This is a genomic window from Bifidobacterium apis, assembly GCF_036986835.1.
In the GTDB taxonomy this organism is placed as follows: Bacteria; Actinomycetota; Actinomycetes; order Actinomycetales; family Bifidobacteriaceae; genus Bombiscardovia; species Bombiscardovia apis_A.
This window is the reverse complement of sequence record NZ_BTXD01000002.1, coordinates 192,807-205,294: the sequence shown is the minus strand read 5'-3', so window position 1 is coordinate 205,294 and position 12,488 is coordinate 192,807. Positions and strand designations below refer to the sequence as shown.

Sequence of the window (12,488 nt, the reverse complement as noted above, 5' to 3'; positions counted from 1 at the left end):
GTCGGCGGTTTTCAGGCGGTCATACGCCGGACCATGAGCGAAGGAGCAAAGATGGGTGAAACAGTACGAACAGGCGGGGGCGAGGGAGACCCCCAGACAGAGGCCAAACAGCCTTTCAATACGGGCCAACTGGTCAAGGCTCTGATCTGTGTGGCGGTAGGGCTGGTCATCTTCCTCATACCGCCTCCCAAGGGGTTGACTCCCCAGGGCATGCACATGCTGGGAGTCTTCGTGGGCACCATCCTAGGGCTGATTTTGCAGCCCCTGCCCACATCAGCGGTGGCTATCATCGGCATGACCGTGGGGATGCTGACCGGGGCATTGGACCCCAAGAAGGCGGCTTTCAACGGACTGGGCAGTGCCTCCATCTGGCTGATCGTGGCGGCCTTCTTCATCGCTCAGGGATTTGTCTCCACTGGACTGGGCCGCAGGATCGCCTTGGTCTTTCTGTCCAAACTGGGCAAGTCCAGCCTGGGCATAGCATACGGGCTCTCGGCCGCCGACCTGGTCCTGGCTCCGGCCACCCCGTCAAACACGGCTCGTCTGGGCGGCATCCTTTTCCCGATCATCACGTCCATCAGCGACGTGCAGGATTCAAAGCCGGACACTGATGAGTCCCGGCGACGCATCGGCGCTTACCTGGCGATTACGGCCAACAACGTCAACGCCATTACATCGGCCATGTTCCTGACGGCTATGGCGGCAGGCCCGGTCGTCGGGCAGCTGGCCCAGAAATTCCATGTGGACATCGGGTGGGGCACCTGGGCCCTGGCCGGCATCGTGCCCGGCCTGCTCTGCCTGATCCTCATCCCCGCCCTGATCTACCGCATCTTCCCGCCCACCCTGCGGAACGTGCCCCAGGCTCAGGAGGATGCCAAGGATGAACTCAAGGGACTTGGCCCGCTGAGCATGCACGAGTGGATCATGGCCGTGACCTTCCTGGTCATGCTGGTCCTCTGGGCGACCGGCTCGGTGATTCATATCAATTCCACCACCGTGGCCTTCCTGGGTGTGGCCGTGCTGCTGTGCACCAAGATCATCACCTGGCAGGACATGGTGGCCAACAAGTCGGCCTGGTCCACACTGATCTTCTTTGGTGTTCTGGTAGGCATGGCGGAACCGCTGAACACCCTGGGCGTCACCACTTGGGCGGGGGAGATCATCGCCGGACTGGTCAAGGGCATGCCCTGGGTGTTGGTCCTGGTCATTCTGACGATCTTCTACTTCTTCATCCACTACATGTTCGCTTCCGAGCTGGCCCAGGTGGCGGCCATCTACACGCTCTTCGTCAGCGTGGCCGTGGCTGCCGGTGTCCCCGCCATGCCTGCGGCGCTGATGCTGGGATGCGCCAGTGGTCTGATCGGCGCCATGACCCATTACGCTTCCGGGCCGGCGGCCTTGATTTACGGTGCCGGATATGTCAAGACCTCCGAGTTCCTGCGGATCGGCCTGATCTGCGGGCTGGTGACCGTGGCTATCTTCCTGACCGTGGGTCTGGGCTGGTGGCGGCTCATCGGCATTTGGTAAATTCCGAGACCGTAGATATAAGTTTGGCCCCGTCCTGTCGACAGTTCGACCTGGCGGGGCCAAATCATATTCAAAGGACGGGGATCATTGACCCTGCTGGCCCAGGTAGTCGGGGATATGCTCGGGATATTCGGGCCAGGCGCCCGGCTGGGTGCAGACGAAGGCAGCGGTGTTGACGGCAGCCCGGTGGGACTGGGTCAGGGAGGCCCCCAGCAGGCGGTTGATGGCGAAGGTGCCGGAGAAGGCATCGCCGGCACCAACAGTGTCGGCCACAGTGATTTCAGGCGTGGGCAGGTGGGAGGACTGGCCGTCCGCCAGATAGATTGTGCTGTAGTCGTTGCCGGCGGTCAGCACGATGGTGTCCAGGTGCCACTGGTCCATGAACCAGCGGCAGAGTTCGTCGTCGGTGGCTCCGGGCACACGGAACATGTCGCGCAGGGTGACCAGCTCCTCGTCGTTGAGCTTGAAGACCGTGGCCATGTCCAGAAGCTCCTGGATCAGGTCCTTGCTGTAGAAGGTGCCGCGCAGGTTGATGTCGAAGAAGCGCATGGCATGGCTTTTGGTGTGGCGCAGGACCTGCAGGCAGGTCTCGCGTGACTGGCTGCTGCGCATGCTCAGCGTGCCATAGCAAACGGCGTCGGCCTTGCTGGCCAACCCGGCCAGGTCATCCGTGTATTCCAGATGATCCCAGGCCACATCGGGCTTGAAGACGTACTGGGGGATGCCCTCGGTCAGCTGGACCTCGACGGTGCTGGTGGGGTGGTCGTTGTGCTGCAGGACGGCATCGACGCCGGCCTTCTGGACCGCCTCCTCAAGCTCCCGGCCCAGGTCGTCGCGTCCCACGGCGCTGATGGCGTAGCCTTCCGCCCCGTTCTTCGCGGCATGATAGCTGAAGTTGACCGGCGCGCCACCGGCCCGCTTGCCTGTTGGCAGGACGTCCCAGAGGATCTCGCCGATGCTGAGGACCACGGGTTTACTGGTCATGGTGTTCCTTTCCTGATGACGGGCGATGCGTCCGCCTTGTGCTTGTTGACTTCACAGCTGGTCGGCCCATACTGGCCGGATGTTCCAAAAATTGGCTGGCAGCCACCGCAGCGGCCCCGGTCAGCGTGGCATCGGCAGGTAGGTTGGAGAGCAGAATCTGCGTGTGCTCCCGTAGGCCGGGCAGGGCACGTTGGGATACTATGGCCCGAACTCGTTCAAGCAGGCGGGTACCGGCGGCGGCCACCATGTCTCCGATGACGATCTGGGCGGGGTTGTAGGCGTTGACGATGGTCACGCAGCCATATCCCACGTAGTCGGCTATCTGATCCACCAGGGTCTGGGCGGTCTGCTGGCCTGAGCGGGCCTGGTCGAACAGGACCGCGCAGGCCTTGGCATGGGTCATGGCTTCGATTCCAGGGAAATGATCCCGCATATCCGGCTGGCGCATGCGGCGATGGATGGCTACCGCCGAGCAGTAGCATTCCAGGCAGCCGCGGTTGCCGCACTCGCAGGGCAGGCCGTTCAGATCGATGCTGACGTGGCCGATTTCGGTGGCCGCTCCCCGGCTGCCGTCCACCAGGGCGCCCCTGTCGATGACTCCCAGTCCAACGCCTTCGCCCACCAGGAAGTAGGCCATGCTGGATGCGCTCACGCCTGGGTCGAACAGACTCTGGGCCAGCGCACCGGCTCGGGCATCCTGCTCGATGAAGGTGGGTACGCGGAAGGCCCGGCCGAATTCGTGGATAAAGTCCACCCCACGCCAGCCGGGCATGCTGGTGACCAGGGCGATGCGGCCGGTATCGCGCAGGTAGGGGCCCGGTACGGCCATGCCCACGGCCACGATGGCGGGGTGCGCCTCCAATCGCGCTTCCACTCGTGTTCTGACCTCGGCGACGGCGCCGGGGATGTCATCGGGGTTGACGGGGGGCAGCTCCTCCGAGTCCAGCAGACGGCCGCTGATGTCGAACAGTCCGATGCTGACCAGGCTGCGGGCGAACTTGACGCCGATGACCTGGTAGCGGTCGGCGTTCAGTGCCAATCCGATGGATCGACGGCCACCCTCTGAGTCCATGCTGCCGGTCTCGCTGATCAGGCCCAGGTCGATCAGGCGGGCCACCAGCTTGCCCACGGCCGCCGGCGTCAGGTTGATGTCCCGGGCCATCTGGGCTCGGGAACTGGTGCCGTGCTGGTGCAGGTACTGGACGATGCGTGACTGGTTGAGCTCGGAGAGGGCCTTTGGTGTGCTGGCGTATGGGCTGCCGCGCATGTCAACCTCCTCCTTGAGTGGTACAGTCACTACATTTTCGTGTACTTTATAAACAACGTTTATATATTAACATCGTTTATTAATCTTGCGCAACCTGTATCAACTCGTTTCAACCTGTTAAAGGTTTCTCGATAGAGGCAATTCCATCGTTGAACGCGTCATCGTTGACCAGAAAGTTCGCCAGTTTCTGCTTCTTGACCAATGCGACCAATCGTAGGTTCTTGCAGGCTTGCCGTCTTGTGCGAATGCTGTTTGTGTAGAGGATATTCGACTCTGCCGGTGTCCGCTCGGCCTGAATGCCGGAATCTCTTCTTGTCTCCGGCGTACGGGTAGGCTGAGGAGGTGGCCATCGTTGGCCATGGCTGGAGCATGTCCCTGACGCGGTCGTCAGTGGCATCAGCCTGTGGCGGGAAAGGTATGGAGTATGAGTCTTGACAATGGCATCGATGCCGTCCCCGCTCCGCCTAGGGAGCGGCCATTGGCCCTGATTCCCCGGCCGCTCCACTTGCAAAGGGATCGGGGCCGGTTGTTGTTGCCGGTGGCGGGCAGAATCGTCTGCGGTTCAGCGGTTGACCAGGAGCTGGGTTCAGTCCTGAGTGGCCAGTTGACAGATACCATTCAGCAGGCCACGGGGATGGTCTGGGATCATTCGCGAGGGCAGGCGTGGAATGGCGCGATCAGTCTGGATCTGGACCAAAAACTTGGCCCCCAAGAGTATCTTCTGTCCATCGCTGATCAGGGGGAGCGCCGTCCGATCGTGGATATCCGCAGCGGCGACGGTCAGGGACTGCGATGGGGGGTGCAGACCCTTCGCCAGATCATCATGCAATGCGGTCCTGTACTTCCCGCCCTGCACATCCAGGACCGCCCCGCCTACCCAACACGCATCTACAGTCTGGATGTGACCCGCGGTCGGGTGCCCACCATGGACTGGCTGCGGCACTGGGCGGACATATTGGCCCTGTATAAGTTCAATCAGCTGCAGCTCTACATCGAGCACACCATGGCTTTCCCGGGCATGAGCGAGGCCTGGAGGGGTACAAGCCCTCTGGAACCCGGGCAGATCACCGACTTCGATGACTATTGCGCCCGCCTGGGCATCGAGTTGGTGCCTTCGATTTCCACCTTCGGCCACCATTACACCAGCCTTCGCACTCGCGGATTCAGGAATCTGGGCGAGTTTCCCGAGCAGGCGGACCGGCCATACTCTTTCATAGAGCGTCAGGAGCATCACACCATCAATGTCAACCACCCACAGGCTCTGGCATTCTCTACAGGGCTGATTGACGCCTATGCGCCGCTTATGCGTACGCGAAACTTCAATATCGGCGGAGACGAGACCTTTGATCTGGGCAAGGGGCGTTCGCGGCAGGACGGTTCCAGCAAGGATCCTGCTGACATGTATGCCGACTATCTGATCAGCCTGTGCGATCACCTGCATGCACACGGCCGTCATCCCATGTTCTGGGGTGATGTCGCTGTGTCCATGCCCAAGGTCCTGGACAGGTTGCCCAAGGACTGCACGCTGCTCAACTGGCTCTATGACCCGCAGGTAGAGCCGGACAAGGTTGCTCTTGTAGCCTCTACAGGGGCCCGGCAGATAGTCTGCTCGGCCGTTCACGACTGGAATCATCTTCTGCCTGGAATCGACAATGCATGGAACAACATCAGCCGTCTGAGCCGATACGGGATCCAATACGGTGCCGTTGGGGCCATGGTCACGGACTGGGGCGATTACGGGCATATCAACGATCCGCGTATGAGTTTGCCTGGCATGGCCTACGCCGCCCAGTGCTTCTGGAATCCCGATGACGATGATCGGGACCGGGTGGACAGGGATATGGGCCTGCTGGTCTATGGGGATGCGACGGGGGACTATCTGCCGGCGCTGATTCAGGCAGGCTCCAGTGTGGTCTTCGGCTGGGACGATATGGTGCGCTACTGGGAGCTGGACGACCGCCACGGCGGTCTTAATCAGGATGTGGCATCTACAGTGCCAGGCGTGCCTGAACCGGATCCGTCTGCCGATGTCGACGAAGCTCGCCGTAACCTGCTTATGGCTTTGCGCAATCGCCTTGAGCAGGTGGATCAGCGTGACGCTCTGCTGGTCGACGCGGCTGCACGCATGGGCAGGGCGGCCGCCGAAAGCCAGGCTGATGCGCGCAGAACTTTGCAGGCTCAGTTGGTGGCTGTCCATGGCCAACGCCTCTTTAACGCATTGGGTCGTAGTCTGGCCGTTTGCCATGGCGTTCTGCCTGGAGCTCCGGATGCCGGCGCCGACCGGGGCCTGGCCGATGCCTTGGAGATCTGGTTCGAGTCCTACGCCACGGTTTGGCGTCAGGTCAGTCGCGAATCGGAGTTGGGGCGGATCGCCTCCGTGATTTGGGGCTTCGCCGACATTCTTCGGAAAGGGACGAACTCCTGATCGGATCGGTTGCGATGGTCATGTCGAAAGGTCGGGAGAGCGCAAGGATGACCATCAATGAGTAGAGCGTCGCTCTGCGGCATTTTGAGCTTTCCATGCATGGTGTCTTAGGTTTGCATAGATGTCGAGTTGAACAAATCGCTCAAGCATCTGCCCGTCGGTCATTGCCTTGGCTGGTTTCTTATGTCAAGGCTTGAAACCGGCGGGACAGATTATCGGACCAAAAGGAGTTCGGCTTTCGTCGTTGGGTGCTAGTTGAGTGCGGGGTCTTATAGGGCGAAGGAGTTTCTTGAAAACCACTGAGTGGTACCTGGGTTAGCGATACCACATCTATATAATTCAACGAATTGACAAAATAGATTCATCCCTCTACTCTTGATATTCAGGAGGCAGGAACCGGTTTCCTCCCCTGTGAACGCTGTAACGGCGGATGCAATTAAGCAAAGGAGCATTTCGGATGGGTCTGTGGGACGTCGACAAGATCGAATACGTGGGTCGCCAGGGCGTGAAGGAAGGTCTGGGTTTCCGTTATTACGACAAGAACAAGGTGGTGGCCGGCAAGCCTATGAAGGACTGGCTGCGCTTCGCTGTGGCATGGTGGCACACCTTCAACCAGGGCCTGGTGGATCCCTTCGGAGATCCCACCGCGCAGAGGCCCTACTACCGCTACACCGATCCCATGGATCAGGCGCTGGCCAAGGTGGACTACGCCTTTGAACTCTTCACCAAGCTGGGGGTCGAGTTCTTCTGCTTCCACGACCGCGATCTGGCTCCCGAGGGCGACACCCTGCGCGAGACCGACGCCAATCTCGACAAGGTGATCGACCGCATCGAGGCCGCCATGAAGGACACGGGCGTCAAGCTGCTCTGGAACACCTCGTCGCTCTTCACCAACCCCCGCTTCGAGGCCGGCGCCGGCACCTCGCCCTTCGCTGACATCTACGCCTACTCGGCAGGACAGCTCAAGCACAGCCTGGAGATCGGCAAACGGCTCGGTGCCGAGAACTACGTCTTCTGGGGTGGCCGCGAGGGCTACGAATCCCTCTGGAACACCCGCATGAAGGAGGAGCAGGACCACATGGCCGCCCTCTTCCACATGTGCGTGGACTACGCCAAGGAGATCGGCTTCGACGCGCAGTTCCTGATCGAGCCCAAGCCCAAGGAGCCCACGCTACACCAGTATGACTACGACGCGGCCACCACCATCAACTTCCTGCGCACCTACGATCTGCAGGACAACTTCAAGCTCAACATCGAGGGCAACCACGCCAACCTGGCCATGCATACCTATCAGCATGAGGTCCGCGTGGCCCGCGAGGCCGGATTCCTGGGATCCCTGGATGCCAACCAGGGCGACAAGCTGATCGGCTGGGACATGGACGAGTTCCCCTCGGACCTCTACGATGCCACCGCCGTCATGTGGGAGGTGCTGGCCAACGGGAGCATCGGGCCCCGCGGAGGCCTGAACTTCGACGCCAAGCCGCGCCGTTCCTCCTTCCTGCCCGAGGACCTCTTCAGGACCCACATCGTGGGCATGGATACCTATGCTGCCGGTCTGCTGGTCGCAGCCAAGATGCATGAGGACGGCTACATCGAGCAGCTGCAGCAGGAGCGCTACTCCTCCTTCGAGTCTGGCATCGGCGCCACGGTTGAGGACGGCACGGCCACACTGGCCTCCTTGGAGGAGTACAGCCTTGACAAGCCGCAGGCAGAACTGATCGCCGCCGACAAGTCCGACCATCTTGAAGTGGTCAAGGCCACCATCAACAACTACATCGTCGAGGCTCTGGCCCAGGCCTGAGCTTTAGCTAAGCATCGCTCAACCCTGTACGACGGAATTCGCCCCGTCGGGCAGGGTTTTCTCGTGCGCTTTCGGCTACCCGGGATTCCTGTATGTCATCGTGAGGAGACACTCGGAAGTGTCTGCGGAAAAACAAAGCGGGGATTTTCTGATCTGAGTAATGCCTAAGGCTTGAGGAATGGCCATTTCTGGAGAACTGCATTTCTGTTCTTCTCAGCAACTTTTCTGTGTTTCCGAGGATTTTTGTGGCTCTTGTGTGGTAAAGGGCTATAATGGAACTAAATCGCTTTAGTAGATCATCGAAGAACTACTGCGAACAACATGGAGGTTGTCGATGTCGAATGAGGCAGAGGGCATGCCAGACGGTAATCGCGAAAGTGACGAACCAGGACCTATTTTGGCCGGTTATTACCGCGCCTGGCACGATAACTGCGGAAAGCCGAAAAGGGGTTCGATTTCACTTGGCGATGTGCCTGCAGACCTGGATCTTGTGTCAATCATTACCAATGGAGAAGTCGATGATGATTTCTGGGTCGCTCTGCCGGCCTACATTGAAAAACTCCATGCGCAGGGCACAAAGGTGGTCAGAACCTTGTTTTTGGACTGCCTCTATCGGGATGCCTACGAGGATTGCGGCAAAGTCCACACTTTTGCCAGGCTTGGCGCAGAAAACGGCGGACCAGATCGCCGTGCGGACGAGATAATTGCCAACTACCTGGAGCCCTTTGACTACGACGGCCTGGTGATTGATGTCGATCATGAACCTGAGTCCGAGCAAATGGCTGCCGTCGCCGAGGTGTTTCACGCTTTGGCGAGAAAGTGGGGACCGGGTTCAGCGTCCTCACGCCTCATGATTTTCGATCAGGATATTCTTCTGCCTCAGACCAGTCTGATTGCTCAGGTCTATCAGGATTGCTCCTATTACTTTGCCGACACCTATGGCATGGATGTTCGTCGTATTCAGGGACTTTTCGAGCAGGTTCGCGACTTTGTCCCTGCTTCGAAATTCGTCACTGGTTTTTCATTCTATGAAGAAGGAGGCCCTCGATGGGGTGATGTCACATATCCGATTGAAGGAAGCAGGGTCAAAGATCTCCTATCCTGGCATCCGTTTGATGCGTACCGCACGGGGGGACTGTTCGCCTATGCAATAGATCGCGATGGGGTTGCCCAAGGTGACGATCGGTTGCGGCGAACCGATTTTAAAACCATGCACTATTTGAAAGAAGAATTGGAGAACAAAGGAGTCTCTCATGAATAAACTAGGAAAGATATCAGTCATGTTGCTGGCCGCAGCTACCAGCGTCGGGATTTTATCGTCGTGCGGCTCTTCCGAATCGGATAAGAAAACAGTCAAGTTTGCCTACCAGGCCACCGGAGACACCAGTGCCATAAGCAAGTGGATGAAAGACGTCAAATCCCAGTTTGAGTCTGAGAACAAAGGCGCTACTTTGAAACTGGAGCCCATCAAGTCGAACGGGGATGACTACGGCAGCAAGCTGGCCTTGATGAGCAAATCCGAAAAAACCGCTCCGGACCTCATGATCCTTGACACGGAAATGATCCGTCCCTATGTCGCAGCCGGTTACCTGAAGCCCATTGATGACCAACTGAAAGGGTGGAAGGACTGGTCGCAGTATTTTGACAGTTCCAAGAACGCCGGCAAAGCCGATGATGGAAAAATCTATGCGGTGCCTCTGGGCACTGACACCAGGGGCATCTGGTATAACAAGGACATTCTCAAGAAGGCCGGCCTGAGTGACGACTGGCAGCCTAAATCCTGGGATGAGGTGATTGATGCAGCGACAAAGATCAAGAAAACGCAGCCTGATGTAATACCGATGAACCTCTATGCCGGCCGTCCTCTGGGAGAGGTCTCCGTCATGCAGGGCTTCGATATGCTTCTTTACGGCACCAAGGGTGGCACACTGTACAACACCAAGACTCAGAAGTGGGTCACTGGTTCCAAGCAATTCAAAGACTCCCTACAGTTCATCAAGGATATTTACAGCAAGGGTTTGGCACCCACGCCCCAGCAGGCTCTGGATCCTCAGCTTGGTGACAAGGTCGGGCAACAGTGGATGCCTCAGTCGAAACTTGGTATGTCAATCGAGGGCAACTGGCTGGCTTCATCGTGGATGCCCGGCGGCGACAGCGAATGGACCGACTGGCAGAAGCATATAGGTTGGTGTGGATTCCCAACTCAGAACGGTCAGAAGCCTGGTCTGATTTCCATGTCTGGCGGTTGGGGCCTGGCGCTGTCCAGCCATACGCAGAATCCTGATCTTGCTTTCAAAGCACTCAAAGTTTTCCAAAATGAGAAGCATGCTGCCGCGTACGACACAATCTCCGGATCGATCGCGGTGCGCAAGGACGTAGAGCAAGACAAGAAGTACCTGGGATCCAATCCCACTATCAAGTTCTTCACGGATTTGGCCAAGTACAGTCAGTACAGGCCGGCGAACTCCCAGTACAAAGAGGTTTCCGACCAGGTCGCCATAGCCACGGAAAGTGTATTGACCGGCCAGAAGTCAGTCAAGGATGCAGCGGCTGAATACGATTCTGCGATAGCCAAAACCGTAGGTGCCGATCATACAGAAGCCGCGAAGTAAACGAATTCCATTCGCAGGTTTTCTTTCGTGACTGAGAGAAGAAAATGAATAGCAGTACAAGAAAGAAATTGATAAACGCTGAGCACTACACCCCGATTCTGCCAGCAGCGGCGATGATGTTGATTTTCCTGCTTGGCCCAATCATATGGTCCCTGTATGCCTCGCTGACCGACTATTCAATGGTTGGTTCAACGGCTGTCAACCCACACTTTGTTGGTCTGAAGAACTATGTGGCGCTCTTTACGGATCCTGTTTTCCCCAAGTCCCTCTGGCTGACCATTCTTCTGATTCTGGCCTCGGCACTAATTGGGCAGAACATATTGGGCATGGTATTGGCTCTACTCAGTCAAAAAGCGCCCAGAAGACTGACGAAGGTCGTTGACTCAATAGTTGTTCTGGCTTGGGTCATTCCGGATATCGTCGGGTGCTACTGCGCCTACGCGCTCTTTGCTGGCGGAGGCACTCTTGACGCTTTGGGCAAGGTGTTGGGAGCCGATTGGTCGGCTCTTCTCTACTACCATCCAATGACCATCGTCATCATTGTGAATGTCTGGCGCGGCACCGCCTTTTCAATGCTCATCTATCAAGCTGCTTTGAACGACATCTCCAAGGATGTTATCGAAGCTGCTGAGATAGACGGCGCGAACGCCTGGCAGTCTTTCTTCAGAATCAAGCTGCCTATCATGCGGCACTCGATTCTTACCAATCTGATGTTGATCACCCTGCAGACACTCTCTGTCTTCAGCATCATCATTGTGCTGACTGGCGGGGGGCCTGGCACGAATTCGAGCACCCTTCCCGTTCTCGCCTACTTGGAGGCTTTCAACTTCTCGAAGTTGGGATATGGAACCGCCATTTCGGTGATATTGGTCGTCGTGGGTGCCCTCTTCTCGGTGCTCTATATCAAGCTGCTAAGGACGAATGATGAAGACTGAAGCCACTCTTGATCCAAGGATGAACGCACCACACAGGTATGACTGGATGAAACTGGCCGCTGCGGTACTGACAGCCCTGATAGGGTTTCTTTTCGCTGCGCCCATGCTCTGGCTGCTGGTGGCCTCCTTCAACGCGCATGCGACCCTGTCTTCGTTCAACTTGGGTTTTTCCTTCCAGAACTTCGTCAAGGTATTCAACATGCAGACCTTCGGGTTGCCTATCGTCAACTCGCTGATCATCAGTATTGGCACATCGGTCCTGGTGGTGACTTTCTCGGTCCTGGCAGCCTATCCTCTCTCCAGATTCCGTTCCAAGACCACCAACCGGACCGTTAACGCCATCCTCTTCGCCAGCTGTCTGCCGATTACAGCCATGATGGTCCCTGTTTACGGGATATTCGTCCAGCTTCATCTGATTGATTCACTGACCGGAACCGTTCTGTTCATGACTGCCTGCGGATTGCCGCAGGGCATCTTCATGATGAAGAATTTCATGGATTCAGTACCGGTTACTTTGGAGGAAGCCGCTTGGGTGGATGGAGCCACGAGGATGCAGGCCCTGTTCCATGTGGTCGTGCCCCTGATGGTTCCATCGCTTCTGGTCATCTTTATTTCGGAATTCGCCGGGAACTGGGGGAACTTCTTCGTTCCCTTCATGCTTCTGATGTCTCCGGATAAGGAGCCGGCAGCCGTCAGCATATACACCTTCTTCGGGCAGCATGGCACGGTTGCCTACGGCCAGCTTGCAGCGTTCTCCCTACTGTATTCAATACCTATTCTGATTATTTATGAAGTTACGAATAGATACATTGGCAACCAAACCCTGCTTGCCGGTGCAGTCAAGGAGTAGAGACGAAGCGTCGATGCTACGGAGAGGAGGGGAATCGACATTTTACCAGCTTCGGTTAAAGCAAAGGCAAGTTTGAAAAGAGATCAA

The 12,488-nt window shown here is 57.7% G+C and carries 9 protein-coding genes; 7 read left to right on the top strand and 2 right to left on the bottom strand.

The genetic code is table 11. The features are described 5' to 3' along the window. Positions 1 to 51: 51 nt before the first annotated feature. A complete protein-coding gene (locus AACP62_RS04755; protein WP_339346745.1) occupies positions 52 to 1,527 on the top strand; it encodes a DASS family sodium-coupled anion symporter in 1,476 nt (491 codons plus the stop codon). An 84-nt stretch (positions 1,528 to 1,611) separates the two neighbouring features. Here the strand turns inward: AACP62_RS04755 and AACP62_RS04750 are convergent, their stop codons facing one another. Beyond that, positions 1,612 to 2,511, bottom strand: a complete 900-nt coding sequence (locus tag AACP62_RS04750; RefSeq protein WP_045935199.1) for a carbohydrate kinase family protein — start codon at positions 2,509 to 2,511, stop codon at positions 1,612 to 1,614. After that, complete coding sequence (locus AACP62_RS04745; protein ID WP_339346744.1) at positions 2,501 to 3,778, bottom strand: ROK family transcriptional regulator; 1,278 nt, start codon at positions 3,776 to 3,778, stop codon at positions 2,501 to 2,503. The genes AACP62_RS04750 and AACP62_RS04745 overlap by 11 nt, the downstream gene beginning before the upstream one ends. Before the next feature lie 424 nt (positions 3,779 to 4,202). Here AACP62_RS04745 and AACP62_RS04740 point away from each other — a divergent pair, with 424 nt between their 5' ends. The 6 genes from AACP62_RS04740 to AACP62_RS04715 all read left to right on the top strand — a co-directional run bounded on the left by AACP62_RS04740 (position 4,203) and on the right by AACP62_RS04715 (position 12,401). Further along, positions 4,203 to 6,203, top strand: a complete 2,001-nt coding sequence (locus AACP62_RS04740; RefSeq protein WP_339346743.1) for a family 20 glycosylhydrolase — start codon at positions 4,203 to 4,205, stop codon at positions 6,201 to 6,203. 457 nt (positions 6,204 to 6,660) lie between these two features. Continuing rightward, positions 6,661 to 8,004 carry a xylose isomerase gene (xylA, locus tag AACP62_RS04735; protein WP_045935202.1) on the top strand — a complete coding sequence of 448 codons (1,344 nt, stop codon included), beginning with the start codon at positions 6,661 to 6,663 and terminating at the stop codon, positions 8,002 to 8,004. A gap of 334 nt (positions 8,005 to 8,338) precedes the next feature. Continuing rightward, a complete protein-coding gene (locus AACP62_RS04730; RefSeq protein ID WP_339346742.1) occupies positions 8,339 to 9,265 on the top strand; it encodes an EndoS/ChiA family endoglycosidase in 927 nt (308 codons plus the stop codon). Beyond that, a complete protein-coding gene (locus tag AACP62_RS04725; protein WP_339346740.1) occupies positions 9,258 to 10,616 on the top strand; it encodes an extracellular solute-binding protein in 1,359 nt (452 codons plus the stop codon). Before AACP62_RS04730 ends, AACP62_RS04725 begins: the two co-directional genes overlap by 8 nt. Positions 10,617 to 10,660: 44 nt before the next feature. Further along, the gene (locus tag AACP62_RS04720; RefSeq protein ID WP_198176650.1) at positions 10,661 to 11,551 is read left to right on the top strand and encodes a carbohydrate ABC transporter permease; all 891 of its coding nucleotides are present in this window, start codon (positions 10,661 to 10,663) and stop codon (positions 11,549 to 11,551) included. Between the two features lie 46 nt (positions 11,552 to 11,597). Then, positions 11,598 to 12,401 (top strand): carbohydrate ABC transporter permease, encoded by an 804-nt coding sequence (locus tag AACP62_RS04715; protein WP_339346738.1) that lies wholly within the window; start codon positions 11,598 to 11,600, stop codon positions 12,399 to 12,401. Positions 12,402 to 12,488: the final 87 nt, after the last annotated feature.